At 43.0% G+C, this 25,994-nt stretch carries 22 protein-coding genes; 9 read left to right on the top strand and 13 right to left on the bottom strand.

Annotated features, from left to right (window positions below):
* Window positions 1-25: 25 nt before the first annotated feature.
* Window positions 26-1,519, bottom strand: coding sequence for a DUF4335 domain-containing protein (locus tag DP114_RS31825; RefSeq protein WP_171978027.1), 1,494 nt, complete (start codon window positions 1,517-1,519; stop codon window positions 26-28).
* Complete coding sequence (locus DP114_RS31820) at window positions 1,516-2,142, bottom strand: DUF3038 domain-containing protein (protein WP_169264085.1); 627 nt, start codon at window positions 2,140-2,142, stop codon at window positions 1,516-1,518. Before DP114_RS31820 ends, DP114_RS31825 begins: the two co-directional genes overlap by 4 nt.
* A gap of 386 nt (window positions 2,143-2,528) precedes the next feature.
* Between DP114_RS31820 and DP114_RS31815 the strand changes: the two genes are divergently transcribed.
* The 3 genes from DP114_RS31815 to DP114_RS31805 all read left to right on the top strand — a co-directional run bounded on the left by DP114_RS31815 (window position 2,529) and on the right by DP114_RS31805 (window position 4,930).
* On the top strand, window positions 2,529-3,047 hold the full coding sequence (locus DP114_RS31815; protein WP_169264086.1) for an adenine phosphoribosyltransferase: 519 nt from the start codon (window positions 2,529-2,531) through the stop codon (window positions 3,045-3,047).
* A gap of 458 nt (window positions 3,048-3,505) precedes the next feature.
* Window positions 3,506-4,552 carry an ABC transporter permease gene (locus tag DP114_RS31810; RefSeq protein WP_169266440.1) on the top strand — a complete coding sequence of 349 codons (1,047 nt, stop codon included), beginning with the start codon at window positions 3,506-3,508 and terminating at the stop codon, window positions 4,550-4,552.
* Between the two features lie 96 nt (window positions 4,553-4,648).
* Window positions 4,649-4,930: a hypothetical protein gene (locus DP114_RS31805; RefSeq protein WP_169266439.1), complete on the top strand. Its 282-nt coding sequence runs from the start codon at window positions 4,649-4,651 to the stop codon at window positions 4,928-4,930.
* A 120-nt stretch (window positions 4,931-5,050) separates the two neighbouring features.
* Here the strand turns inward: DP114_RS31805 and DP114_RS31800 are convergent, their stop codons facing one another.
* The 4 genes from DP114_RS31800 to DP114_RS31785 all read right to left on the bottom strand — a co-directional run bounded on the left by DP114_RS31800 (window position 5,051) and on the right by DP114_RS31785 (window position 12,992).
* Window positions 5,051-6,685 carry a tetratricopeptide repeat protein gene (locus DP114_RS31800; protein ID WP_171978026.1) on the bottom strand — a complete coding sequence of 545 codons (1,635 nt, stop codon included), beginning with the start codon at window positions 6,683-6,685 and terminating at the stop codon, window positions 5,051-5,053.
* Window positions 6,686-6,904: 219 nt separating this feature from the next.
* On the bottom strand, window positions 6,905-8,401 hold the full coding sequence (gene purF / locus DP114_RS31795) for an amidophosphoribosyltransferase (protein ID WP_169266437.1): 1,497 nt from the start codon (window positions 8,399-8,401) through the stop codon (window positions 6,905-6,907).
* A 147-nt stretch (window positions 8,402-8,548) separates the two neighbouring features.
* On the bottom strand, window positions 8,549-10,915 hold the full coding sequence (gene purL / locus DP114_RS31790) for a phosphoribosylformylglycinamidine synthase subunit PurL (RefSeq protein WP_171978025.1): 2,367 nt from the start codon (window positions 10,913-10,915) through the stop codon (window positions 8,549-8,551).
* A gap of 1,591 nt (window positions 10,916-12,506) precedes the next feature.
* Complete coding sequence (locus DP114_RS31785) at window positions 12,507-12,992, bottom strand: allophycocyanin subunit alpha-B (protein ID WP_169266435.1); 486 nt, start codon at window positions 12,990-12,992, stop codon at window positions 12,507-12,509.
* A 217-nt stretch (window positions 12,993-13,209) separates the two neighbouring features.
* Between DP114_RS31785 and rlmD the strand changes: the two genes are divergently transcribed.
* Together rlmD and DP114_RS31775 are read left to right on the top strand one after the other, a co-directional pair.
* Window positions 13,210-14,607, top strand: a complete 1,398-nt coding sequence (gene rlmD, locus DP114_RS31780; protein ID WP_169266434.1) for a 23S rRNA (uracil(1939)-C(5))-methyltransferase RlmD — start codon at window positions 13,210-13,212, stop codon at window positions 14,605-14,607.
* Between the two features lie 395 nt (window positions 14,608-15,002).
* Window positions 15,003-15,458, top strand: coding sequence for an ATP-binding protein (locus DP114_RS31775; protein WP_171978024.1), 456 nt, complete (start codon window positions 15,003-15,005; stop codon window positions 15,456-15,458).
* A gap of 337 nt (window positions 15,459-15,795) precedes the next feature.
* Here DP114_RS31775 and DP114_RS31770 read toward each other — a convergent pair whose 3' ends face one another.
* Window positions 15,796-16,080: a DUF6439 family protein gene (locus DP114_RS31770; RefSeq protein WP_169266444.1), complete on the bottom strand. Its 285-nt coding sequence runs from the start codon at window positions 16,078-16,080 to the stop codon at window positions 15,796-15,798.
* A gap of 310 nt (window positions 16,081-16,390) precedes the next feature.
* Here DP114_RS31770 and DP114_RS31765 point away from each other — a divergent pair, with 310 nt between their 5' ends.
* On the top strand, window positions 16,391-16,756 hold the full coding sequence (locus DP114_RS31765) for a sll0565 family protein (protein WP_169266432.1): 366 nt from the start codon (window positions 16,391-16,393) through the stop codon (window positions 16,754-16,756).
* A 1-nt stretch (window position 16,757) separates the two neighbouring features.
* Window positions 16,758-18,149, top strand: coding sequence for an asparagine--tRNA ligase (gene asnS, locus DP114_RS31760; RefSeq protein WP_171978023.1), 1,392 nt, complete (start codon window positions 16,758-16,760; stop codon window positions 18,147-18,149).
* Between the two features lie 209 nt (window positions 18,150-18,358).
* Here the strand turns inward: asnS and DP114_RS31755 are convergent, their stop codons facing one another.
* The 3 genes from DP114_RS31755 to DP114_RS31745 all read right to left on the bottom strand — a co-directional run bounded on the left by DP114_RS31755 (window position 18,359) and on the right by DP114_RS31745 (window position 21,210).
* Complete coding sequence (locus DP114_RS31755; RefSeq protein WP_171978022.1) at window positions 18,359-19,207, bottom strand: class I SAM-dependent methyltransferase; 849 nt, start codon at window positions 19,205-19,207, stop codon at window positions 18,359-18,361.
* 154 nt (window positions 19,208-19,361) lie between these two features.
* Window positions 19,362-19,850: a GNAT family N-acetyltransferase gene (locus DP114_RS31750; RefSeq protein ID WP_171978021.1), complete on the bottom strand. Its 489-nt coding sequence runs from the start codon at window positions 19,848-19,850 to the stop codon at window positions 19,362-19,364.
* Window positions 19,851-19,878: 28 nt separating this feature from the next.
* Window positions 19,879-21,210, bottom strand: coding sequence for a Na+/H+ antiporter NhaC family protein (locus DP114_RS31745; protein WP_169266428.1), 1,332 nt, complete (start codon window positions 21,208-21,210; stop codon window positions 19,879-19,881).
* Window positions 21,211-21,347: 137 nt separating this feature from the next.
* Between DP114_RS31745 and DP114_RS31740 the strand changes: the two genes are divergently transcribed.
* Window positions 21,348-22,253 carry a LysR family transcriptional regulator gene (locus tag DP114_RS31740; protein WP_246162925.1) on the top strand — a complete coding sequence of 302 codons (906 nt, stop codon included), beginning with the start codon at window positions 21,348-21,350 and terminating at the stop codon, window positions 22,251-22,253.
* A 116-nt stretch (window positions 22,254-22,369) separates the two neighbouring features.
* Here the strand turns inward: DP114_RS31740 and DP114_RS31735 are convergent, their stop codons facing one another.
* The gene (locus DP114_RS31735) at window positions 22,370-23,392 is read right to left on the bottom strand and encodes a cation diffusion facilitator family transporter (RefSeq protein WP_171978020.1); all 1,023 of its coding nucleotides are present in this window, start codon (window positions 23,390-23,392) and stop codon (window positions 22,370-22,372) included.
* 43 nt (window positions 23,393-23,435) lie between these two features.
* Here DP114_RS31735 and DP114_RS31730 point away from each other — a divergent pair, with 43 nt between their 5' ends.
* On the top strand, window positions 23,436-23,594 hold the full coding sequence (locus DP114_RS31730; RefSeq protein WP_171978019.1) for a hypothetical protein: 159 nt from the start codon (window positions 23,436-23,438) through the stop codon (window positions 23,592-23,594).
* Between the two features lie 85 nt (window positions 23,595-23,679).
* Here the strand turns inward: DP114_RS31730 and DP114_RS31725 are convergent, their stop codons facing one another.
* Window positions 23,680-25,677, bottom strand: coding sequence for an alkaline phosphatase (locus DP114_RS31725; protein WP_171978018.1), 1,998 nt, complete (start codon window positions 25,675-25,677; stop codon window positions 23,680-23,682).
* An 80-nt stretch (window positions 25,678-25,757) separates the two neighbouring features.
* The gene (locus tag DP114_RS31720; RefSeq protein ID WP_169266425.1) at window positions 25,758-25,982 is read right to left on the bottom strand and encodes a hypothetical protein; all 225 of its coding nucleotides are present in this window, start codon (window positions 25,980-25,982) and stop codon (window positions 25,758-25,760) included.
* Between the last annotated feature and the right edge of the window lie 12 nt (window positions 25,983-25,994).

Below are 25,994 nucleotides of genomic sequence, written 5' to 3'. Positions count from 1 at the left end.
TTTTTGGAGCCTGACTCCTAACAATCTACCGATATCCTCGCCAGGGAAGAACCTCCAGGCTACCGTTAGGCTTAAACAGCACTTGGTAGTGTGCAAGAGGTTCTTTCTTGTTTGGAGGAGCCAAGTTTGAGCCGTAGACATCTTGAAACATCTTAGGAAGGGGTGTTGCCCGATAAGAGTCAACGGCTGGTTGGTTGAGTGGTTCGTAGTCAGCAATAACGCCATCTTTATTAACTGCTACCCGATATCTCAAATCTTTTGCAAAAGTGGAAGAAGTATTCCAATTTTGGCGGATAGTGTTAGAAAGCTTTTGGTTCAAATCCTTAATTGTGTTGGGATCTGTAATTTTTGTACCAACAACATCTGGTGTTTTGGTGTATCCCCGCCAAGGGCTAACCTGTAGCACACCTGTTGTCGTAAACACCACTCTATATTGGGCGATCGCTTCATTTGTAGCAGAAGTGCGATTTGCCGGATTGTTAAGTAAGCTTGCTAAAGGAGTTTTCTCTACAGCATCATTTGCTTGCTTATTGACTGCTTTATATCCAACAATTGCACCATCTGCACCCACTCCCACACGATAGACCAAATCCTGACCTAGTCCTGAGCGTTTGTCCCAACTTGGATTAATTTTGTTATATAATTCACGGTTCAAAACACGCAGTTGAGATGCATCTGTGATTTCTCCAGATGTATTTAAAAGTACTTCTAAATCCTTGGTAACAGGTGGTGCACCTGGTGTGGGAGTTGCTGCAGTAGGATTTAGCACTACAGAGGAAGAAGCTGTTGTGGGCGTGAATGTAGGATTTGCGGCTATCTGTTCATTGGAAGTCGGTGTAGGAGTAACAGACGCCGTTGTAGGACTATTGAGATTAGTAGTTTGATTGAAAATTTGCTGTGTGTTCGCTTGGGGCGCACGAACTTCGGGGGCTGGAATCATCGTAAAAGCAACAGCGGCTGCTGCCAAACTCGTCACTCCCACACTCGCAGGCACTGCCTGCTTGATCACAGCTTGACTGACACCGCCATGACGTCTGGCAACTGGTTGTAATTGTAATGTTAATTCTGGTAAAGTTTGACTGTCTGCGAAAAACTGGTCTATCGCTTCGACTAAATCGAAGAACTGCACCGTGTTCAAATCGACTTGTATTCGCTGGTTTCCATTGTTGGAGTAAGACTCTATTCCATCTGCTGCTGCATCAGAATGCACAATTAATCTATGTTGGTTATTGCCCATTTTCTGGAACTGCACTAACTCTGACTCAGTGTTATGCGCTTCGGTATGTGGCACACTACTCAAAAATTCTTGAGCATATGCACTGACTCCCCTAAGCAAACTTTCAAAAAATTCTCGCCCTCCACTCAGTGGTCTAGTGTAGCCAGATATATAGCATTCTGCATTTACCAATATAGATAATTCTGGCCGCAGTTCCTGAAAATGCGCTGCCCTTGAGGCATCACTTAAACCCTCCAGCAGTAGTGTGCAATTCGGTAAACTATACTTACGTTGAATATTCATTCCACCTCACCGTCAAAAAGACTAATCCAGAACCGCTGCATTCCAGCTGTACCAGTACAAAATAATAATTGTTCCAACAAAGTTATAGCTAGCTCATTTAATTTTTCCTCGGAATGTAACGCTAAAACACCAGAACGTCGAGAATTCATTCGGCTCTTAAAGTGGCTTCTAAAGCGCTCTAGGTAGTTAGATAGACGTAAATTCTGTTCCAGTGGAAGCTGTTTTTCAACCATTTGTTGATGTATCGCCAGCAACTGGCGAATAACAACAGTTAAGCGTCGCGCAATGTAGCAACCAATAACCACTAAAGCTTTTGCTTCCATGATAGACAGAGGACGGCGGATATGTGCTCGTCGCATGGGGTTGGTACTACGCATTTGCCATAAATTGACCCGGTTTTTAACAATTCCTTTAAGATCCAACTCTTCAGCAAATGCCAAGATAGCTTCAGAGCCACCAAGCTCTAGCGCTTCAATTGCCAGTAGTATAAGATCTATTTGCAACCTAGCTCTACGGGGACATCCTTGTCCTTCAACTACTGGTTGGGGTAAAGAGTCCAGAATCATCGGCACAGACTGGGGAGTTGGACTGTTAATTGGTGTGATACTAGCAGAAATATTCATTATAGATACCATTAACGGTTGCAACAAACTGAGTAAAACTAATTTAAAATAGATTACCAGTCAATAAATCAGACTGATAGCATTATTGGCAAGTTTGCCTTATACATACATTACTTACTGTTTTGACACAAAGGTTTCCGCATTGCTTTTCATTAAAGTTTAAAAATTTTAAGTTCTCTTAGCTCACTGGTTATATCCTTATATCCCTAGCTTGGTGTAGATTCCAATAATCGTCAATGGATAGACTTTTTTGAGGTCTCATACCAAGCCTATGACATTTTAGTGTACGATTTTTCCGGTATATACCTCCTGTTGAACCGAGAGCTTGCAATCGGGCGATAGTGGTTGTAGCTTGTACTGCTGGAACTAAAACTTTTCTCTATTTTATGAATTTAAAGTCTCTGATTCGTGACATTCCAGATTTTCCTAAACCGGGAATTTTATTTCGCGATATTACTACGCTGCTGCGCGATCCAGAGGGATTGCGCTACACGGTTGACCTGTTTGTACAAAAAATAAAAGATGCTGGATTGACGGCAGAATACATAGTGGGAATAGAGTCACGGGGCTTTATTGTTGGCGCACCGCTTGCTTATCAGTTAGGAATTGGTTTTATTCCTGTTCGTAAACGTGGTAAATTACCAGCAGCAGTCCACTCAATAGAGTACGCACTGGAGTACGGTACTGATTGTTTGGAAGTCCACCAAGACGCTTTGCACGCAGGAAGCCGAGTTTTGATTATAGACGACTTGCTCGCAACGGGTGGAACAGCAAGTGCAACGGCAAAATTAGTCCAAAAAATTGGCTGCAAACTTGAAGGTTTTGGGTTTATCATCGAGCTACATGATTTACAAGGACGAAAACATCTGCCAGATGTGCCCATCCTCACCCTTGTAGAATACTAGTACAATTCGGCAGGAGGCTCAATTGGGAGCTATACAGTGAACAGTGAACAGTGAACAGTGAACAGTGAGTCCAGTGCTTGATGAGGGTTTCCCGACAGAGGCATCTGGCGTAAGCGCAAAGCGCACGCTGCGCGTTCGCTCTTAGCGTGCGCTTGCGCTTACGCCCTCAGGCGTGGGCTTTGCGCATACCCGATAGCCGTAAGGCGTGGCGTTAGCCATAGGGTGAACAGTGAACAAGGGGGGCACGACACTGATAACTGCTAACTGTTAACTGGTAACTGATAAAGTTTTTGTGTCCTTCTAACGAGCAGATGACTCCCGCCTTAATGTACTGCTAAGTTAATAGTCTAGATTCCAAAATTTTTTTGACTCTTGACTAATGAACGCCAGTCGCCTCTGTCGGGAAACCCTCATCAAGCGCTCGCTCCTCTTGACTAATGACTCTTGACTATTGACTAATGACTACTACACGAATTTCCTTGGATGCAAGCCGTGACTGGCTTTTAAGGTTAGTCACGAGCGAAAGTTTTATTTATGTCACCAAGCGACTATTGCAGGCGCTGTTGACTTTGTTCTTAGCGTCGGCGTTGTCGTTTATCATTATTCAACTTGCTCCAGGAGACTATGTAGATACGCTACGGCAAAACCCAAAGATTTCTCCAGAAAGAATTGAGGAACTTAGACGACAGTTTGGTCTGGATAAATCTTGGCCAGAGCAATTTGGACTTTGGGTGTGGCGAATCATAACACAGGGAGATTTTGGCACAAGCTTTGTTTACCAGCGCTCAGTGGGGTCGCTGTTGTGGGAACGGGTACCTGCCACTTTGTTGTTGGCAGTGGCTTCTTTGATTGTAACCTGGGCGATCGCCATCCCCTTGGGTATAGTCGCGGCTGTGAAACAAAATCAGTTGGTTGACCGCATTTTGCAGATAATTAGCTATGCAGGACAAGGGTTTCCCAGTTTCATCACCGCTTTATTATTGCTGATTTTAGCCCAAAACCTCTCACCCATTTTTCCAGTGGGTGACATGACTAGCATTAATCACAATGAACTCAATTGGTTTGGTCAAATCCTAGATATTGGCTGGCACATGATTTTACCCACGATTGCTTTGAGTGTCACCAGCTTTGCTGGCTTACAGCGTATTACTCGTGGTGAATTATTGGATGTGCTACGTCAAGATTATATTCAAACGGCTCGTGCCAAAGGATTGCCAGAAAACCGCGTTGTTTATGTTCATGCTTTGCGCAATGCAATCAACCCTTTGATTACTTTGTTAGGTTTCGAGTTAGCAGGTTTATTGGGTGGTGCATTTATTGCAGAATTTTTCTTCAATTGGCCTGGTTTAGGAAGATTGACTTTACAAGCGGTGCAGGCTCAAGATTTATATTTGGTGATGGCAAGTTTGGTTATGAGCGCTGTATTGCTCAGTGTTGGTAATTTGATCGCGGATTTGTTACTGAAGGTGAGTGATCCTCGCATTCGTTTAGAAAATCTCAATTAAATCATTTTAAATCAAAGGAATGGTACACTCATATTGAGCGTCCTTCGTCATTAGTTATTGGTATGACTAATGACTAGTGACTAATGACTGATAACTATGTTTTCTGAAGTTTATTATCTGGTACGGTCGAAAGCTAACGGTGATTATCTTACCGCTCGTTCCGACCGTAAAGCTAATGGTTATTTACTGTTGTTTCGGGAAAATTTTGATGCCCTCAGCTACCTCAACACTCATGCTGGGGAACTGGCAAACCGCTTTGCTGTAGAATCTGTTGCTGGCTCTCAAATAGGACCTTTGCTCAAACGCTGGGGTTTTAGTGGCGTGGGTATTGTTTCTGATCCATTATTACCAAAAATTGAATTTTTATCACACTCATGACTCACAGTTCCTTCGTGCATGATGTGAGTTTTGAAAATTGACACCCACAGGTAACGGCATAATCAGGGTTTGTGTCTGCCTTAAGAACTTTGAACCCGATAAGTTGCAGTTGGAACTTATTCATTGTGGCGAACGTTTTGGTGCCATTGACTCAGCAACTTGAAGCGCTTGATCTAGAATTTCAGAGGCTTTGTCTTTATTTGAGGAAGCGAATAGAGAATTGAAGCGATTGCTCAGTTCGGAAAAGATGTTTCCGAGAAATCCTTTGTTCTCTCGTTCTCTTACCAGATATTCTTGTGCGATTGCCGTCAAGGCTTGAGCTTTGTAACTTTTGTCTGTAATAACTTGAGCAACCTGAAGCCCTTGGTCAAATTTTCCTTGTTTTGCAAACCCACCAGCGATCAGGCTTAATCTCCAGTCCTTATGTTGTACAACAGCATAAGGCGGAGATTCGATGGACTTAGCGATTTCCAGCGCACGTTCAGGTTGATCTGCCTCAAGGTAACCTAATGCCACCTCTGGCAGCATTTTCAGATTCCACTGTTGAACTATCTTAAACGCTTGGTCGCATTTTCCGGTCTTTAGATAGTGGCTGACAATGTTTGTTAAGGTGACTTTGGGGTTTCTAATTGATTTTGCCAGTTGAAGCGCTTGCTCAGCGTATCCAGCTTTGGCATAGGCGATCGCAATTCCACGGAACGCCTGTTCCCTCTCATTGACATTCTTGATTGATTGGGCTATTTGCTGTGCCTGGTCAAAGTTTCCTATTTCTGCGTAACCTCCAACTACCCGATTTAATGCATAACCTTTGGTTTGAGATTCACCCATTGCCTGCGCCACTGTTCGGGCTTTGGCTAGAGTATCGAGAGCCTTATTTTTCTGCTGCAGTGCTCCATACTGGATTGCTGCTTCAACCAGTTTGCTGGGTTTCTCAACAGGAAAGGGCTTGTCTGGAAGCGTTGATATCAAGGGCAAGGATTGATCTAAAAGCTTGAGCGCTTGACTAACTTGTCCAACTTGTGCAAATTGTTTAGCAATTCTTAGCATCTGATCGACTTTCATTGGGGCATCTTTGCCTGATTGTGCCTCAAGCGCACGCTCTAGCACTTGCGGCACTTGTTCCTTTTGTCCAGCTTGAGTTAGATGTTCAGCAATTGCAATCAGGGTTATATTTTTATAAAAGGCATCGTTATTGCGTTGGGCAATCGCGATCGCTTGGTTTAGTACTTTCGTTGCCTGCTGAGCCTCTGAGGCTTTTGCATAATAACCCGCAAGATCTGCCAGCGCTATAGGAGTGAATACAGGATTGTTTACTGCTGTAATGATCTGGTGAGCAAAGTCGTAGTACCCAGCCTCTGCGTATTCCTTTGCTCGGTTTAGCACAGATTCCTCTGGAGAAGTTCCGCTACCGCTACAGCCTGTTGCCGTTTGGGTGGCGGCAATCTGGATGGCTTGTGCCAGAAGTTGCTTCCCCTTAGCTTCCTGTCCAACTAAGATATAGCCAAGAGCCACTTTCACTAAGGGGTTGGCTTTGAAGCACTGATTGGGGTTCGCTTGTGCCAAAGGCAGAACTTGGTTTAAAATCTTGACAGCTTGCTGAGATTTTCCTAGCGCTGCGTACTGAAATGCAATGTTAGCCAATATGCCATGTTTTTCGGAGTAGGTTTCTACTGCGAGAACTCCACCTCCGGGAAAGAACGTAGCAATTAGTGCAGTAAGAGCTAAAATATATAACTGGATTATTCTTCGAGCCATGCTTTTCCCACCTCAACTTTTTTTGGGGCGACTACCCATGAGTGGTTAGCCTTGAACCTCTAAAGTCAAAGACAGAAATGTTTGGTAGTTTGTGGTTATTTTGTTACAAAAATTGATTTAGCTACCCGTAGTGTTGAAAAACTCAGAGCTATTAGAATCCCCGACCAAATCAAAAATTATGGTAGGGGAGTATGTCAATCAATCCAAAATCTAAAATCTCTAAACAGATACTTTCTCCAACATCAATTTAGAACGCTTCACTTGTTCGGGAACAGAAACTGGGTAGTCTCCAGTGAAGCAAGCACAACAAAAGCTTTCTGGATCTTCTCGTGTTGACCAGAGCATTCCTTGCCTGGTGAGATAGGCCAGACTATCAACTTCTAGTAGCTTAGCAATATCTTCTACTGAGGTAGTAGCAGCAATGAGTTGGTCTTGGGTATCAGTATCAATACCATAAAAGCAGGGGTGAGTCACTGGTGGAGAGGAAATTCGCATATGCACTTCTAACGCACCTGCTTCTCGTAAAGCTTTGACCAACTTACGGCTAGTAGTTCCCCGCACAATGGAATCATCTACAATGATGACTCGTTTACCAAATAACACATCTTTGAGGGGGTTGAGTTTCATGCGGATACCCGATTCTCGCATACTCTGTGTCGGCTGAATAAAGGTACGCCCGACGTAACGATTCTTAATCAATCCTTCCGCATAAGGAATGCCAGAAGCTTGAGAATAGCCTATAGCAGCGGGAATTCCAGAATCAGGGACACCAATCACCAAATCAGCATTAGCCGGAGATTCTTTAGCCAGTCGCCGTCCTATACGCATCCGATAGGTGTACAAACTCTCGTTGTGCATCACGCTATCAGGACGAGCAAAGTAAATCATCTCAAAAATGCACAGCTTTGTCTTGGATTTTTGACTCCATTGAAAGGAAGTTAAACCAACTTCCGTAATCCAAACCATTTCACCTGGTTGGACATCTCGCAAGTATTGCGCACCAATGATGTCTAAACCACAAGTTTCAGAGGACAGAACATAGCGAACTGGATTCTCACCCAAGGTACCAATCACAAGGGGACGAATGCCATTGGGGTCGCGAACGCCCATTATACCTTGTGATGTACCAATCACTAAGCTAAAAGCTCCTTGACAGCGGTGAAAAGCGCGCATGCAGCCCTCTTGCCAATCAGCACCAGCGTTGATTTCTTCAGCAATAGCAAAAGCAATCATTTCTGAGTCAGTGCTGCTAACTAAGTTGCAGTTGTTGTTCAACAACTCCTCCCGTAGCGGCACAGTATTGACTAAATTCCCATTATGTGCAAGCGCTACAGAACCCAAGCGAGTTTCCACAACAGCAGGTTGAGCGTTCACTTTGCGGCTAGAACCCGTGGTTGAATAACGAGTGTGACCAACAGCGATAGTTCCAGATAAATTTTGCAGGGTAGATTCATTAAAGACTTGGGACACCAACCCCATGTCTTTGTGTAACTTGACTTGTTCACCCTCAAATGTGGCAATACCAGCCGATTCTTGACCCCGGTGCTGGAGGGCGTACAATCCAAAGTATGTTAGTTTGGCAACGTCTTCTCCTGGTGCGTAGATACCAAAAACACCGCAAGCTTCTTCTGGCTTATCTGGACGATTTTCATGGTCATTGACTGAGTTATAAGGCAATTGAGAGTCATCCAAAGAGTCGGGTTGGTGAGGAATCATGGCAGCTGTGCTCCTGATGAGGATGTCAAGTCACAAACAATATTTATAAGGATAGTTGCAGAAAATTTTAATAATTCTTAACCATCCATTAACACAGTACCGCAATTATGCCTATCAACGCCAGTGTATTGAGTAAGGAAATGCTATCTATGAACTAGAAGTCGTGTTATGAATGGTCAAACGGGTTTGAATTGCGTTTAGATAGCGATCGCTCATTTCTTCTATTGTAACTTTTATTAAAGTGTTATTTTCAATTGTTAAGATTCGCAAACCTATGTCATAATTTTCAACTTTACCAAGTTTTTGCCAATGATGACCTAGTTGTTCTGTTAAAAAACTCTCCCAAGTTTGTTGTTGTTCTATTCCAATAGAAACTAGAATTCGTGCGCCACCTTCACCAAAAAGAATTTCATCCCAACGTTGGTTGTTCTGTGCTGGTAACTCTAATTGGATCTGGGCACCAAATTTGCCAGTTATACAACATTCTGCCAGAGCAACAGCGACTCCACCTTCAGCACAATCATGAGCCGAACGTACCCAACCTTTGCGAATTCCCTCGCGACAGACTTGTTGTACTTGGCGTTCCAATTCAAAATCAACTCGTGGCGGTTTTCCAGCAACAGTGTTGTGGATAGTGGCTAAATATTCCGAACCCCCCAGCGTAGAGTGGCAAGAAAGTTCACCCAACAAATAAATCAGATCACCATTCACTTGCCAAGCTTGACCACAAATCTTGGTCAAATCAGGGATTAAGCCTACCATACCCACAACAGGGGTAGGATAGATTGGTTGTGGCTTACCTTGAGAATCGAGAGTTTCGTTGTAAAGAGAAACATTTCCCCCAGTTACTGGAGTTGTCATTTCTCGACAACCTTCAGCCAAACCGCGACAAGCTTCTGCTAATTGCCAGTAACCAATAGGTTTTTCTGGACTACCAAAATTCAGGTTATCAGTAACCGCTAAAGGTTCTGCACCCACACAGCTGAGATTGCGTGCGGCTTCTGCGACAACTGCCTTAGCTCCCTCATAGGGATCAAGATAAACATAACGGGGATTGCAATCAACCGTAGCCGCCACAGCGCTTTTGACACTGGAGACTATTTCCTCATCCTCGCCCAACTGTGGACGCAAGCGAATCACAGAAGCATCTGCACCACCTGGCAACATAACAGTGTTATTCTGCACCTGATGGTCATATTGACGATATACCCAACGTTTTGACGCAATGCTAGGAGTATCCAGCAAAGTCAACAGGATGTCATTCCAACTTTGCAAGCGTCCTTGAATTTCTATACCAGCAGATGTACTCTTAGGCAGAGAATCAGGAGTCCATTCCCAAGCTTTTTGTGCATATTCCGGTGGTTGGGCCAACAATTCCCGGTGATATAGGGGCGTATTTTCTGCCAACGCCGTTGCAGGAATTTCTGCAGCAACTTCACCTTGGAATAAAATCCGGACAATCGGTTCAGCAATAACAGAACCTGCAACAACTGCATGCAGTCCCCATCGATGGAAAATGTCAATTAACTCTTGTTCGCGTCCCTTGTGTGCAACAAACAACATCCGTTCTTGAGATTCCGAAAGCAAATATTCGTAGGGAACCATTCCTGCTTCCCGTACAGGAATTTTATCTAAATCGAATTCGATGCCCACATCGCCTTTTGCAGCCATTTCTGAAGTAGAACAGGTAATACCAGCAGCCCCCATATCCTGTGCGGCGACGACTGCACCTGTTTTAAACGCTTCCAAACAAGCTTCAATTAACGACTTCTCCAAAAAGGGATCGCCCACTTGTACCGCTGGACGATCATCCATAGACTGATCGCTGAGTTCTGCACTGGCAAAACTTGCACCTCCCATACCATCACGTCCGGTTGTAGAACCAACATAAAGCACGGGGTTACCTATACCAGACGCCCCAGATTTAACAATTTCTGGCGTTTCCATCAATCCCAGCGCCATCACATTCACCAAAGGGTTGTCAGAATAAGCGGGATCAAAGTAAACTTCACCGCCGACAGTGGGGACACCTACGCAATTTCCGTAATGGGAGATACCAGCTACAACGCCACTAAAAAGCCTTTGGGTTTTCGCATCGTCCAGAGAACCAAAGCGCAGAGAATTTAATACCGCAATGGGACGCGCACCCATTGTAAAAATATCTCTTAAGATACCTCCTACTCCTGTCGCAGCTCCTTGAAAAGGTTCAACCGCTGATGGATGGTTGTGTGACTCAATCTTAAACGCAAGTCGCAGACCATCGCCCAAATCTACAACACCAGCATTTTCGCCAGGTCCAACAAGAATGCGGGGTCCTGTCGTAGGAAACTGTTTGAGTAACGGACGGGAATTTTTGTAACAGCAGTGTTCTGACCACATCACCCCAAACATTCCCAGTTCCGCTTTGTTGGGATGACGCCCCAGACGCCTGACAATTTCTTCATATTCTTCTAGCTTCAAACCAACAGCTGCGATTTCTTCAGGAGAAAAAGGAGCATCGGAAATGGGGATCATGGTAATAATGCAGCAAGGGGACAGAGCATTATTTTAGCGATTTAAGTGCCCTGTAGGTATTCACGCAAATGGTTTTCTATTTTTTCAAGTAAGATGCTGCGTGCTTTGTTCTGGTGCAATCGTTATTCTTGCTGAAGTTGATTGCAACAGGTGACAAATTAATATTGCTACTAATGGGGAAGACTAAAAAAACGAGCCAAATGTTGTCTTGTTTTGCACCCAGAAGGCGCTTGACGACCTTCACACATACATTTGGGCGTAGTCTAGTTATTTCGGCAAGGCTTGTTTTTTCTGTCTAAATGTTTACGTTTAGCTGCTCGCTATTCATGATATAGATTTTAGGTCAACTGTATAAACACGCAAATTTTCATAAGCACTTTAAGTTTCCAAAAAATCAAATAAGTGTTTTCACTATTTGAAGAAGAGAGATCCTTTCATACGATTAATATTAACTAAGTCAAGTGTGATAAATGAGTTTGCCATATACAATACGCGTATCTCAAATGATGATCAAACAAGTTCGAAATTGTTAAAATCATCAGTTTTTTCATGGGCAATCATACTTGTATTAGTTAACAAAGTTTGATTTGTGTAGTGTCATAACTACTACTCAACACAATTGTTCCACGTACCCAATTGATTGAATTTGTGGCTTAGTCTGTTCTTTTCACAAAAGGAATTGTAAAAAAATGTTAGGGGAATCTTTCTCTGTTGAAGGTTCCTCTAATAAAATTTACCAATAGACGGAAAATCCATTTCTTAGCATGGCTAACTCCCCAATCTACTAGTGTACGTTAAACGTGGAAACAGAGCTACTATTTTAAATCAGTAAAAATTTAACAAGAGAAATATTCTTTATTTTCATTTTTTCGTTATTGTACTAGTGCAAAAAAGCACCTATCCTGTCAGGCAAAGCTAGATGAGGTAAGGCTGTAATCCTTATTTCATCTAGCTTTTATCTTTTCCTCACTATCGCGCTGTACTAACTTGGCTTCCTATCTGAAGCACAAGTTACACATTTGGAATGCTTCGGAAATATCTACTATGTGTATCAAATAATTTCTTTATCCAAATCTTGTTTCTGATTCTTCAGAAACTGGCTCCTTCTTAGGTAAAAGGCTATGCTGGTTATAGCTGAATTTTTTAGTTATAAAAAGATGAAAATTGGCGTATTTATCTTTCAATGCAGTTTATTAGAAATAATTTTGTGATGAAAATCACTGATGCTGATGATTGAGATCCTATTTTTTATATAAATGAATAGACATAATACTAATAACTGAACTCTAGCCGAGTCATTAATAGGGAACACACTAAACGCCGACAGCTTTCACAAAAAGACTGCCGGCTTTTTGTATATCAGGGAAAATAGGGAAATAGGGAAATAAAAAATAGTAACAAATGAGTCTTGACTATCAAATAAAATTTCCCCACAACCTGTTAGTAACTTGACACAAGTTGTGCCGTAGCCACTATCTAGTGTGGGGAGGGTATGATCAGTATATGGGTATTATTGACATTGAGGGGTAGTTGACTGCATTCTAAATTTGTAGTCCGCAAATCCACTCAAAGAAGTCTCACTAACTTTGTCTTAAGACATCGCTTGAATGATGTAGTCAAAGTAGGGGGCTGCTTCAGCCGCGTCTTCTGTATTCAGTAAGTTAAGGGAGGCTTTTTTCAGACAGCTAATTGCTTCTACCATTCCAGGTACGGGAACGCCCAGGGAATTGTACATTTCCCTGACACCAATTAAACCAATATCTTCAATTGGTTGTTTGTCACCAGCTAGTATACCGTAAGTGATTAGGCGCAAGTACCAACCGTAGTCACGTACACATAAAGCACGTTGTTTTTGTCCGTATGCATTGCCCCCAGGTGCGATAAAGTCGGGACGCTTCTGCCAAAGTTGTTTAGTAGCTTCTTGAACTATCTTTTTTTCATTTTCGGCTAAGGTTGAGACAATTCGTATCCGTTGCTCGCCGGTTTGCAAATAGTCTTTGATATTGTTGAGCTCACCACTGCTAGGATAACGCAGTTGGTCGTCGGCTTGGAGAATAACTTGGCTTACTACAGTCATGATTATTGCAATGACATGAATTAATTATTATTTGCTAGTTTAACGAGTCTTGAGGACACAAGTGAAGAGAGGACAACGAAAACAATGTGATCCCAAACCAGCGGAAGACACTTAGGTACCAAGAGTTGTTGCGGACTTGCTTGCCAAGTGGAAACTATGCCCCAAGGTGGTTTCACTTGGCAAGCAGTGGTGGCTATTGATCAATAACGAATGACTAATGACTAAAAAAACTTGGAAACAAGGTGAATTAATTGACGTTGAGATAGTGGATTTGAATGATGCAGGTGATGGTGTAGGGCGTTGGGAAGAAAGGATCGTATTTGTAAGCGACACTGTACCAGGCGATCGCGCTGTTGTCTTGTTGGTACACGTTAAACCCAACTACGCTCACGCTAAACTCAAGCAACTTCTCAAATCATCGCCCTACCGCATCCGACCTAGCTGTATCGTGGCTGATAAATGTGGTGGTTGTCAATGGCAGCATATTGATTATCCGTACCAGTTGCTAGCAAAGCAAAATCAAGTTATCCAGGCTTTGGAACGTATTGGCGGTTTTGTCCAACCACCAGTAGATCCAGTTCTTTCGACTGCTGAATGTTTGGGCTACCGTAACAAAGCGACTTATCCTGTGGGATTATCTGCCAATCTTACGGTTCAAGCTGGTTACTACCAAAAAGGTAGTCACCAATTGATTAACTTGAACCAATGTCCTGTACAAGATCCCAGATTAAATCCTTTGCTGTTGGAAGTTAAACAGGACATCCAAAAGCGAGGTTGGCAAGCTTACAACGAACAGCGCCACACAGGTGTTGTACGTCATCTTAGTTTACGCATTGGTCGCCGCACAGGGGAAATATTACTAACTTTGGTGGTTAAGGACTCGAATTTAGACAGAATTCAAGACCAAGCCCTGGAATGGTTAAAGCGTTATCCCCAGTTAGTGGGGGTTTGTTTGAACCGCAACCCAAATCGTACTAATGCCATTTTTGGACGGGAAACTCATTGCATTGCTGGGCGTTCTTACTTAAGAGAAAAATTTGCCGGACTAGAATTCCAAGTACGACCAGATACTTTTTTCCAAGTAAATACGGAGACAGCAGAAGCATTGTTGCAGGTCATTCAATCAGAACTCAATTTACAAGGTTCTGAGGTGTTACTTGATACTTATTGTGGGATTGGGACGTTGACATTGCCACTTGCCAAACAAGTTAAGAAAGCAATCGGGTTAGAATTGCAACCTGAGGCAGTAGAACAAGCAATTTTAAATGCAAAGCATAATGATATTTCAAATGTCATTTTTCAGACTGGGGCTGTGGAGAAATTACTTCCTGAGATAGAAATTTTGCCAGACATTGTTCTGCTTGATCCACCACGTAAGGGATGCGATCGCACTGTAATTGAAACTTTACTCAAATCTAAACCGCAACGTATTGTTTACGTCAGTTGTAAAGTCGCTACCCTTGCTCGTGACCTCAAATTACTTTGTCAAAACGGGGTATATAGTCTCACACGGGTACAACCGGCTGATTTTTTTGGGCAAACCGCTCATGTGGAAGCTGCTGCATTTCTTGTTCTATCACAATTGGACAAAGGTACTAACTCATTTACAACTTAAGTGAAATAAAAATTTGTCGCCCAACGCATCGTAAGAATGCTATAATACTATTAAGATAAATATATAATTCCTTTTGTGTAAAGAGATTGACGTTGCAAAAACTCTCCGAAAATATGAAACTAGCTGTCTAAAATGCGAATTGGCGTAAAAGAGTATTAACGTACTCTTTTCACTAAAAAACATATCAGTTGCTTACTGTTTAAACAGTTGCAAACAAGCCGCTTTTTCTGTAAGTGACTCTATGTCAAAAAGGAGAGTTAATGCTCCCTAGCATTTTCAAAATTTAGTTGTGAAGACGAAAGTTTGAAGGCAACATAACCACCTCAAATTCTATCAGGGTGCCTGTGACAGCAAACTGATGTCTAGCTAACTCTGAAAGCTACGGGGTTTCTATTGTGATCACTATCTCGCTTCGTCCTACAGGGCGTAATTGGGGCACAATTACTTTTGCCTCAACTTTGTACCTCTGTCCGATTTTAGATTTGCTTTTGGCAGATATTCCGGGCAAATTACAAGCAGAATTGCGCCTAGGACTTCAAGAAGCTCTGGTAAACGCAGCCAAACATGGTAACAATCTAGATCCGGGGAAAAGGGTTATCGTTCGCTTTTCCTTAATTGATAATCAGTATTGGTGGGTCATCTCAGACCAAGGTAGCGGTTTTACACCATGTTGTACTAGCAACGTTGATATCGATCCCACAGAATATTTACCACCCGATGAGTCAGAAAATGGTCGTGGTATGTCTATTCTTCATCAAATCTTCGACCAGGTTCAATGGAACAGTAAAGGTACAGAGTTGAGGCTTTGTAAACAAATAGAAAATCGAAACCGGCTTGCTTTGCGACGGTGAAGACGGATAAGCCAGAGGAGGAAGTGAACTTTCAAAATCTGGCTCATCCTCGTCACTGGCTCGGCTAACAAATTCAAAATTATCAATTCAAGATTCACGCATTATAGGACTTACGCACGAGTTACGAATGAACTTGACTGTGAGATTGCGCACTTTTCGTCGCAATGACACAACTACGTTTCCCTTGCGTAAGTCCTGAATTAAAGACAAGGCAATTAGTGGGATGTAGAATTGCGCCACTAATTAAAGACCACCACTAAGGGGATGACCTAAGCCGTATGCCCACAGCACGGCTAGTCCTCCCTTAAATTTTGAATTCAAAAAAGGTCACCTGATCCTATTTCTTTTGCTCGCCGTGACTTGGACAAGGTGGAGCAGAAATAGAACGATCCAACCAACCAGTTGCTTGCTGGAGTCTGAGTAAAGCTTCTTGTGGTTGATCTTTAAGCAGAAACACAACAGCTGCTGCTACTTGTTCACTTGCGCGAACATTGCGGTTAGACTTGAGACGATGCCAATCGTTAGGAGAGATGCTCAGCTTCTCCATCAGGGCTTGGGCTAGTTCCAAGCTGCTAAACTCATTCAGTTGACTAGCTTTAGGTAGCTGGGTTGATTTCGACATGATATCAGACATAATTGCTGAATACTGAAGTTGTGCATAAGAGTCTGGGGCTATTTCATTCTATGCACAACCACCCGGAAATAAATGTACAGTCAAAATAGCCGAAGTCCGTTAAAACTGAGATCGCGGGATCACTTTCTATTAGCCCATTTTGACTGCCTCAGAATTAATTACAAAGCTCATAACCGTTCCCTGTGTTTCTTAAAAGCGCCCCACTGACGGCACACCGCCCGTTATAAATGGAAGAAACACTTCCCAAAGTCACTCCCTCCCTCCCTCAAGAGTGTTTCGTAAAAGTACTAATTTGTACATGAAGCCGCCTAAACATTCATCTGAGCCACCTTTTGGTAAAGAAAATCAAGATCAAGAATTTGAACAAGAACTTCTGAAAGTGGAGCGTGCGCTTGTTGCTTTAAAGGAACGGTACAATCAAGTGCAAGCAGACAAAGCCAGCCAAAGAGAATTGCAACAACGTCTCCAACGATCGCGCCACAGTAAATTACCAAATGTAAAAGCCGAGTTAAAGCAAATTCAACAACAGTTGGAAGAACTTGAACTTAACTTAGAAAGTCAATTATTTTCCTGGGATAGCCTCAAAGAACCTTTTTGGCAAGCCATCCGCTTTGGTGGTTTGGGCGTTATCATAGGCTGGTTATTAAAGTCTGTTGTTGGATGATATGGAAAATCGACGGATTGCAGAAATATTGCGAAGTGGTGAACCTGATGAATTTGTAGCAGTTCAAGGCTGGGTTCGCACAAAACGAGAGTTAAAAGGATTTTCTTTTCTAGAAGTAAATGATGGCTCATGTTTGGCGAGTTTGCAAGTGGTACTCAATGAGGATTTGCCAGACTACGATGATATTTTAAAAAAGCTCAATACAGGTGCTTCTGTGGAAGTAGCTGGAGTGTTGGTGGGATCACTTGGGAAAGGACAGCGGATCGAGTTGAAAACAGACAAGATAAAAGTTTTTGGGGAAGCTGATCCCGAAACATATCCGCTGCAAAAGAAACGCCATTCCTTTGAGTTTTTGCGAACTATAGGACATTTGCGATCGCGCACCAATTCCTTTGGTGCAGTTTTCCGAGTTAGAAACGCCTGCGCTACCGCCATTCATCAATTCTTCCAAGAACGCGGGTTTTTGTGGGTACACACTCCCATCATCACCGCTAACGACTGCGAAGGTGCTGGTGAACTTTTCAGTGTAACTAGTTTGGATCTCAAAAATGTTCCCCGCACACAAACCCAAGCTATAGATTATAGTAAAGACTTTTTTAGTAAACCGACATATTTAACAGTCAGCGGTCAACTTGAAGCCGAAGTTATGGCGATGGCGTTTACGAACGTCTATACTTTTGGTCCTACCTTCCGTGCAGAAAACTCTAACACCTCCCGCCACTTAGCTGAATTTTGGATGGTAGAACCAGAGATGGCTTTTTGCGATCTCAAGGGAGATATGGATTTAGCCGAGGCGTTTCTCAAACATATTTTCAAATATGTACTAGAAACTTGCCAGGAAGACATGGAATTTTTCAATCAGCGTATTGATAATACTGTATTGGCAACGGCAGACAACATTATTAATAATAAATTTGAGCGCATAACTTACACAGAAGCCGTCAAACTGTTAGAGAAAGCTGATGTTCAGTTTGAATATCCTGTCAACTGGGGCTTGGATTTACAGTCAGAACACGAACGTTATCTTTGCGAACAACTGTTCAAAAAGCCAGTTATCGTTAGCAATTACCCAGCACAAATCAAAGCCTTTTATATGCGCTTAGATGAGGATGAAAAAACCGTTTCTGCGATGGATATTCTGGCTCCAAAAATAGGTGAAATTATCGGCGGTTCTCAAAGAGAAGAACGATTAGATGTCCTAGAACGTCGCATACAAGCTCAAGGAATGAAACCAGAAGATTTGTGGTGGTATCTGGATTTGCGTCGCTTTGGAACTGTCCCCCATGCTGGTTTTGGGTTGGGTTTTGAACGACTTGTGCAATTTATGACGGGGATGGGAAACATTAGAGATGTGATTCCGTTTCCAAGGACTCCGGAAAGTGCTGAGTTTTAGATATTTAGAAACCCGATTTATGATTAAATTGGGTTTCTTTTTAGTTGGGGATCACTGGTGAGGAATATTGTTATCTCGCTACCAATCAGCATAGAAGTGTTGTGTTAAGTAGGTCAACATAAAAAAATATAAAATACGATTCTTGCGATTGCTTCTCTCCACTACGTTCCGCTCGCAATGACATTTTACGTTTAATTAGGTTGAGCTACTTAGACCGCATTTTTGCGGGCAACAGTCATAATGTGAGCGCTCATCCCCAACGTAGAGGGTTCGCTTTCTAGCCAACGAACAGCTTCTAGAAGGCGTTCACGACGACCTAGTTCATTCCAGTGTTCCGAGAAGTTTTGTAGTAACCAGCCCGGTCCTTCGATCGCTAACGTTCTTTCATAATGTAAACCCGCTTCTTCAACCTCTGCTTTAAGTTCTTCAGGATGATGAAAGAAGGCTGTTGTAAAGTAACCAGGATGGTTGTTTGGGTTGCGGTGTTGACCATCAGCCAGAACCCGTTGAACAATCCCCACAAACTCTGGATCATCCAAATATCCCTGAAGTAATCCATCTAAGGTTGAAGCAAAGCGAGAAATTCCAACCGCGAAGACAAGACCTCCAGTTTTTAAAATACGATAAGCTTCACGCAAAGCAGCCAAACGCTGTGTGCGCTCAGTCAAGTGATATAAAGGTCCAAGTAAAAGAACAGCATCAACGCTATCATCCGCCCGATTAAGTTGACGAGCATCACCAACAGCCAAACTAGCCAGAGGATAACCGGTTGAGCTTGAGAAAAACGCTCTTGCTTGTTCTATATGCAAAGGAACCGCATCAATGAGATGAACTTCATAGCCCTGTTGAGCAAGCCAATAAGAATAGATACCAGAACCGCCGCCAACATCGAAAATCACAGCGGGTGGAGGAGGTAGGTAGCGGCTCAGAAGTTCTTGGGTTCGGGCTAACTCAAGCAGACCAGTACCTCTTGATAACCGTTCTTGTTCTTGACCACTGGCGTAATAAGTTAACGCCTCATCTGAAAGCAGGTTGTGTAACTCAGATAAATCCGACATCGTGTTTGCTGATTACAAAAGCTGTTTCATTATTTATTAAACTGCCTATAGCGGTTGAGCGATCGCTCCTTAGGACGTTAGAACGCTGCTTTTCCTCGCGTACACGTAGCGTCAAGCGTTCGACTGACTTGTGCTGAGCCGGTCGTTGTAGCGCTCACGCCGAAGTCCTCTGGCTTATCGCCTCCCTATCCAAACGACATAATCTTACTCGTTGAATAATTTGTGCGCCCATTTTTTCATAAAACTGAATCGCGAGAGTATTATTTACTGCAACAGTCCAATCGATTCTTCCACCTCCAATTTTCTGAGTTATTTGACATAAACGTTTTATCAACGCTTCACCAACTCCAAGCCTGCGATATTCAGCTTTGATATATAAATCATCTAGCCAAATTCCTGGTTGAGCAAGAAAGGTGGAGTAAATCTGGTGATAGCTTGCAAATCCAATTGGATTCTTATCAAGTTCAGCCAATAAAACAAAGGCAAGTGGCTTTTCAGAAAATAATGTCTCTTCTAACTTTTGAGGTGTAGCCTTTAGAAAATCAGGACAGCCATCAAATTTAGCCTTCAGCTTAAGGAGTTCCATGATAGTAGAAATGTCACTGACGTTGGCATCTCGGATTAAGAACTGTTGGTTGTGCATAAAATCAATTATTGAGACAAAAGTAAAGTTATTCAAACTCATCTTGCATTTTAGATTCTGCTAACTTATATCGAACCCAATTCCAAATTGGAATGAGATATAAATAAACGGCATAGGGGATAAATCCTGAATCAGTCATCAATAAAGTTGCTGGTACTAATCCAGCAATATTCCAAGGAATGAGAGGTGATAGTACAACAGCAGTATTTTCGATATCAGTTGCTAATTCATAATTATCTAGGCGCTCTTGCTCATACTTTTCTTTTACAAGCTGGTGAGTCAGGAGAATTGCCAGCGTTTGAGTGCAACCAAAAGCGGCTGATGCTAACCCAACTGTAGTAGTTCCGAAAAATAAACGACTTCTGGAAGAAGCTCTTTTGAGAAGATTTTCTACACTTGCGAATGTGTTTGTTCCGATGAGAATTCCTGATAGAGAAGTCGATAGAATGACGACTAGTGAAACTCTAAGCATCGAAAAGATGCCTCCTCCTGTCAGAACTTCACTCAAGTCCATTTTTTGTTCTAAGTTGAAGCCAACCCAAGCAAAATTTATCATTTTAAACAAAGAATCACCTTGGTAAAATATCCCTAAAAAGAATCCAATTCCAAGACTGGCGAGCAATGTTACGTTCACTTCTACGTTCAAAAGACAAAGCACTGTAACCGCAAAAGCTGGAAGTAAGACGAGTGGGTTAATATTAAATAATTTAGTAATTTCGGAAATTAAATCACTATTTCTAATTTCAACAGGATTGCTGATTGAAAGGATGAAATAAATCAAGCTAGAAGCCATTAAAGGCAACCAAGCAGTTGATATCATAGCTCTTAGGTTTCTATGTAGCTTGGTTTTGGTAAGGCTCGCCACAAGATGCGCACTAGAAGACATAGGAGAACACCTATCTCCAAAATAGGCTCCTGCAATAATTGCTCCAGCAACTAAATGAGGGTTAATGTCTCCTTCTTTTGCCATAATCATCAGGGCAACTCCTACAGTACTAACTGTGCCAAATGAGGTGCCCAATAGTACAGAAATAAAACTGCAGAGGACAAAGGCTGAAAGTATAAAATATTGAGGATTTATTAATTGAGTTCCATAGTAAACTAAAGCAGGAATGGTTCCTGCTGCCATCCACACGGCTGTCACTGCTCCAATTAATAAGAGAATTTTGATGACTGGAAAAGCTTTTTGACTACTAGTGAAAGCCATTTTGATTAAAGATTTGACTGCAAAGCCTTGGTAAGAGAATTTAACAAGGAGTATGACGAGAGAAAGTAAAAGTGGATAGGCAACAAAGTAACCTTTGATAACGCTATACAGCAAGATAACAAAGCAAAAAACTAAAGTAAATAATGAATTCATCTTCTTGATAATTCAATTCTCTTTTCTCCAACACTAAACAGTTTAGTCATTACAAAATTACAAAACAAAGTATTTATTAGATACCTTGTATCGATAAAATCGATGGATGAAGGGTAAAGACTTTTGCATTTATCAAAATGTGGCTTGACTTGATGAATGAAGTCAAAGACAGTATGCTAAAAATCTCTCAGTTGCGGGCTTTTGTGGCTGTTGCTGACCACGCTAACTTCAGCTTGGCTGCTTTACATATGGGGTTATCTCAATCAACTGTCAGTCATGCGATCGCCACACTTGAAGAAGAGCTAGGAGTTATTCTCTTCTTTCGGAGTCGCCACGGTGCAACTTTAACACCAGTTGGAGAGCAGGTGATTCAGGAGGCGCGTCAAATTTTACATTTGTTAGAGGTGATTCAAGAAAAAGCCAACCTGGAAAAAGGATTACAGGCTGGTTCGGTTCGGGTTGCTTGTGTTCGCAGCATTGCAACTCACGTACTACCAGAGGTCATTGCTCGTTTTCGCGAGAAGTTTCCAAAAATTAGTGTGGTGATAACCGAATATGATCGCTATGCAGAAGTAGAACAAGCACTGCGAGAAAATCACGCGGACGTTGGCTTCACCTTGTTACCGACGACAACAGAGTTTGACACACGGGAGTTATTCCGAGATGAGTTTGTTGCGCTGCTACCTCCCAAGTCAATAGCTCCTAATGAGTCGCTTAGTTGGGAACAGTTAGCAGGGTATCCGATGATTGTGAATATCCGCAGTCCTCAGCACAACAAGACAGTCAGCGCTCATCTTTTAAAATTTGGTCAAACTCTCAAAGTTGACTACGAGGTGAGAGAAGATTCGACGATTCTCAGTATGGTTAAGCAAGGATTGGGAGCAACTGTTATGCCTCGACTAGCAGCTGAACCTATACCAGAACTCATAGAAGCGAGGAGTTTGCCAGTACCGTTAGAGAGAATTATTGGAGTTGCTATCCTTGAAAATGCTTTATTGCCCAGAGGTGTCTTTGCTTTTCTGGACGTTCTCAAAGTTGGTTGACGTATTTGGCACAAATAATCCAAGTCATTTTCATCCTTGGGCTGTTCACGTCAACCTACTACTTTGTTAACAGCAACCGTATTGTTTTAGGGAGTCAAGACTCAAAGACCTAGAGTTTATGAGGTGATTTTAGTCGATTGCTTATGAATATATGAAACTAAGCTCCGGTTGAGTAACGGATGCAAAGGAACTAAGTTTGTCACACTTTGGCTAGATAATTGCAACGTCGATTCGTGAATCCCAAACGCTTCGACCAAATGAGTTTGTAACTCCCATTGCAAGTGATCCCGCTTTTGGGCATCCAATGGATCGATACATAAGTGGGCGCACAAAGCAATCTGACCGGATCTAATTTCCCAAATCCGCAGCATTTCAACCCGATGCACTGCAGCAAACCGTTGCAATGCTGCTTCAACATGAGTAGGGTTAATGGAGCGGGGGGCATACTCTAGGAAAATTTCCAAGCTACTCCAGATCAAGGGAATAGCGCTTAGACCAGCAAAACAGGCAATCAATAAGCTGATGATTGGATCGATCCACCACCATTTCAGCCAGTAAATCACCACTGCTGCGACTAGAATTCCCACCGAACTGAATGCATCGGCAACGATATGCAGAAACGCCGCCCGGAGATTTAAATCATTAAGGCTGTGTTTGTGCAGCAGTGTTAAATTCAAGCTGTTGACAATTAACCCCAGTCCTGCTCCTAGTAATAAGGGCAGACTCAAGACAGGTTCTGGATGCTGAAATCGCTCGAATGTTTCCCAGGCAATAAACCCGGCGATCGCCACCAATCCAACACCATTTATCAACGCCGCCAGAATTTCAACTCGCCCATGTCCAAAGGTCGCCCGACTTGCAGCAGGACGCCCAGCAAGCCAGCTTGCCAATAGAGTTAGCCCCAATGCACCAATATCCGAGATCAGGTGTCCAGCATCTGCTTGCAGCGACAAACTATGACTCCATAACCCAATACCAATTTCTGCTGGCAGAACACTAATCAGCAACGCCAGTACCAGCCATAATCGCCAAATTTTTTTCTGAGGCTGGTTTGTTTCCCCAATATCTAACTTACAACAAGTGCAGGAGCGAGCAAAGCCAATTTCAAACCAATTCAAGTGCTGCTTAACCGAAAGCATATGGCAATATCTGATGCTTATTTGACAAATTGTAGGGGTTGGGATGAACCCGGACAAAAACGGACAACCTTCTACAAAATCCTCACTAAAAACGACGATCTTGGAGCATTTTGAGGCGGTTATTGACGATATTCTCAACAATCAAACAGATCAACCGCCTCAAAATGCTAAGGTTGTCCGTTTTTGTCGAGGAAAAATGTAGCGACGTTGCTTCACGCAATGTCCCTACAACGAATTAACAGGTTAAAAGGTGTAAGATATAAAGTTAAATTTGCGATCACCCCTTTCTATGAAGCATCCTGAGGTTCTTCACCCGTGATTGCCTCATACATTGCCTTGTGAATGTGAACCTGATCTACTCCACCTGGAATGCCAGGAACATCATATCCGTAGGCTTTATATCCCTTACCGATGTACTTGTCCAGCTTGAACGGTCTGCCCTGATAATAAACTGGTACTGGACGACGGGTGTGGTTTCCCCACCCGTATTTGTCCTCAGGAATTGACCCAAAGCTATGACCTACGGAAGCTGAATCAGTTTCGGTGCCATAAGTGAGCGCTTTAGCACCCTTGGTTCTCAGCAGTTGAGGGAAGTTAGGATACAAAGTCAGGTAATGGTCGTGATCAGCTGTAACAATCAAGACGTTCTTTTGCCAACCACCGTTACGCTGAATCCAGTTGATGACAGTGCCTACAGCCTTGTCGAAATCGAGCACTGTACCAATGATGTTATCGATGTTGTTGTCATGAATTCCCCAATCGACATCTCCGCCTTCGACCATCAGCCAAAAACCGTCCTTGTCTTTGCCTAGGACATTTAGTGCTGCTTGGGTCATGTCGGCTAAGGTAGGATTTTCGTTCACTTCACGCGCAATGAAAGCGTCATTGGTTTCACCTGGCTGGAGTGGGCGATCGCTATCATTAACTGGTAAATCGCCTCGCTTGTAAGCATCGTTGGTACGATAGTACAAAGAAGACTGACGGGCAAAGTTGGCAAGACCAGTGATGCTGTAATCACCATCAGCACCAGCTACTGGAATGTTGCCTTCCTGTCCTCGGGCACCGTAGAGTCCCAGCAGGCGTTCACCTTTGTTAGGATCAATTTCTCTGGAAGTCTTGAGGAGAAGCTTTGCCGCATTTGGACCACGTTCTAAGAAACGATAGCCGTAGCGGTTGTTGGGATTCGATGCAGCAGTGGCTTTGCACGCTTGTGTATCACTTAAAGAAGTCTTACCGCTCAATTCCTTATAAGTGGATGCCCTGATGTAGACGTAGTTGCAAGTACCTGGTTCTTTGTAACCGGGTTGACCTGGTGTATTAACTGTATTGTCATGATCCAGGGGATGACCACCGCCCAACAGCACTGTGGGTAAGAAAATGTCCTGTAGGTCAGGTCGGTCTGGGTTTTCACCAAAATCCGGTCGAATAGACTGCTGCACAATATTATCCAAAGTTGGATAGTCAGCATCATACTTGGAACGGCGATTGACAGCTGCTTCAGCTGAACCAGGCGTTGCGTGGCTGATGGGAACAGAGGTCAACAGACCTGTTGATTTACCTTGCTTTCTCGCCGTTTGCAGAATCGTTTCCACAGGCTTTTCAAAGATGTCTACCATCGCGTTATTGTAGCTCTTCACTCCTGTATAAAGTGTGAAGGCTGTGTTGGCGGAATCTGGTACACTCAGCTTGATGTATTCTGCTTGACAGTTGAACCGACTTGGAATATTATTTATAGATTTTCCGACTGGTACTGTAATGTCACAAGGCGGTGGTGTCCCAGGTGTCCAAGGATTGGAACCACCTTTTTCTACCTCCCAACCTGTAAGATTACCTAACGAGGGGTCTGTAGCGCCACCCGATCCACTTGCTGTCAAGTCGGTACCGGTATTAAACGGTAGAGGCTTAAAGGAAAACCCAGGACGAAGATTACTTTGACCTGTGACATTGTTGCTTCCATCCAATGCCGAGTTACCGGTAGAAAACTTGCCGGTTTTCTCATCCAAGATGGTCGTACCGTAGGTCGTTGCATAAGTATAGCCTTTGAGCTTCTGTAAATTCAGACCACGACCTTCTCCACGGGTGTAAAACGGACCATTATTAGCAACGGCAGCGGCACGTACAGGTTCCCAACCCATTCCATCGCCAATCATGATAATGACGTTCACACCATTGCCAGTGACCTGTTGAGCAAAGGCAGGCTGTTGCATCAAGAACGTCGTGAAAAAGAGCAAACAGCTTGCGATCGATGCGATCGCTCGTACACGCTTTTCAAACCAGGAAATCATCGGGGTTCCCTTGAAAATGTATTTAGAATCGTCAAAAATTGAAATCGTAATCTATAGGAAGCACTAAAACCTGGAACTCATTACAAATCTGGTAAATGGTTTGAATCCCTAGTTATCCCAGATGACCAATACGGTGTTCCCTTCGGGTTTTTTGGGGTGTATGCATGTGAAGAATTCTGATGATTGGGGTTGGTTGCCGTTGCTAACTGAATAAACGGCAATCCTAGCGCCAACAAAAGCACACAAACCAAGCCAACTGTAAACCAGATCAATATTCGTAAATGACCTCTGAGGAATTGAATCATAAATACCACCTT

Origin of the sequence: Brasilonema sennae CENA114 (genome assembly GCF_006968745.1) — a bacterium.
Taxonomy (GTDB): Bacteria; Cyanobacteriota; Cyanobacteriia; order Cyanobacteriales; family Nostocaceae; genus Brasilonema; species Brasilonema sennae.
This window is presented reverse-complemented; position numbering and strand designations above follow the sequence as displayed.

Excerpts from the sequence above, each read along its gene's own strand:
- DP114_RS31750 (WP_171978021.1), bottom strand. The coding sequence starts at position 19,850 with ATGCACAACCAACAGTTCTTAATCCGAGATGCCAACGTCAGTGACATT.
- purF (WP_169266437.1), bottom strand. The coding sequence starts at position 8,401 with ATGATTCCTCACCAACCCGACTCTTTGGATGACTCTCAATTGCCTTAT.
- DP114_RS31740 (WP_246162925.1), top strand. The coding sequence starts at position 21,348 with ATGTGGCTTGACTTGATGAATGAAGTCAAAGACAGTATGCTAAAAATC.
- DP114_RS31785 (WP_169266435.1), bottom strand. The coding sequence starts at position 12,992 with ATGACTGTAGTAAGCCAAGTTATTCTCCAAGCCGACGACCAACTGCGT.
- DP114_RS31820 (WP_169264085.1), bottom strand. The coding sequence starts at position 2,142 with ATGAATATTTCTGCTAGTATCACACCAATTAACAGTCCAACTCCCCAG.
- DP114_RS31745 (WP_169266428.1), bottom strand. The coding sequence starts at position 21,210 with ATGAATTCATTATTTACTTTAGTTTTTTGCTTTGTTATCTTGCTGTAT.
- DP114_RS31720 (WP_169266425.1), bottom strand. The coding sequence starts at position 25,982 with ATGATTCAATTCCTCAGAGGTCATTTACGAATATTGATCTGGTTTACA.
- purL (WP_171978025.1), bottom strand. The coding sequence starts at position 10,915 with ATGATCCCCATTTCCGATGCTCCTTTTTCTCCTGAAGAAATCGCAGCT.
- DP114_RS31815 (WP_169264086.1), top strand. The coding sequence starts at position 2,529 with ATGAATTTAAAGTCTCTGATTCGTGACATTCCAGATTTTCCTAAACCG.
- asnS (WP_171978023.1), top strand. The coding sequence starts at position 16,758 with ATGGAAAATCGACGGATTGCAGAAATATTGCGAAGTGGTGAACCTGAT.
- DP114_RS31825 (WP_171978027.1), bottom strand. The coding sequence starts at position 1,519 with ATGAATATTCAACGTAAGTATAGTTTACCGAATTGCACACTACTGCTG.
- rlmD (WP_169266434.1), top strand. The coding sequence starts at position 13,210 with ATGACTAAAAAAACTTGGAAACAAGGTGAATTAATTGACGTTGAGATA.
- DP114_RS31725 (WP_171978018.1), bottom strand. The coding sequence starts at position 25,677 with ATGATTTCCTGGTTTGAAAAGCGTGTACGAGCGATCGCATCGATCGCA.
- DP114_RS31770 (WP_169266444.1), bottom strand. The coding sequence starts at position 16,080 with ATGTCGAAATCAACCCAGCTACCTAAAGCTAGTCAACTGAATGAGTTT.
- DP114_RS31735 (WP_171978020.1), bottom strand. The coding sequence starts at position 23,392 with ATGCTTTCGGTTAAGCAGCACTTGAATTGGTTTGAAATTGGCTTTGCT.
- DP114_RS31755 (WP_171978022.1), bottom strand. The coding sequence starts at position 19,207 with ATGTCGGATTTATCTGAGTTACACAACCTGCTTTCAGATGAGGCGTTA.
- DP114_RS31730 (WP_171978019.1), top strand. The coding sequence starts at position 23,436 with ATGAACCCGGACAAAAACGGACAACCTTCTACAAAATCCTCACTAAAA.
- DP114_RS31810 (WP_169266440.1), top strand. The coding sequence starts at position 3,506 with ATGACTACTACACGAATTTCCTTGGATGCAAGCCGTGACTGGCTTTTA.
- DP114_RS31800 (WP_171978026.1), bottom strand. The coding sequence starts at position 6,685 with ATGGCTCGAAGAATAATCCAGTTATATATTTTAGCTCTTACTGCACTA.
- DP114_RS31805 (WP_169266439.1), top strand. The coding sequence starts at position 4,649 with ATGTTTTCTGAAGTTTATTATCTGGTACGGTCGAAAGCTAACGGTGAT.
- DP114_RS31765 (WP_169266432.1), top strand. The coding sequence starts at position 16,391 with ATGAAGCCGCCTAAACATTCATCTGAGCCACCTTTTGGTAAAGAAAAT.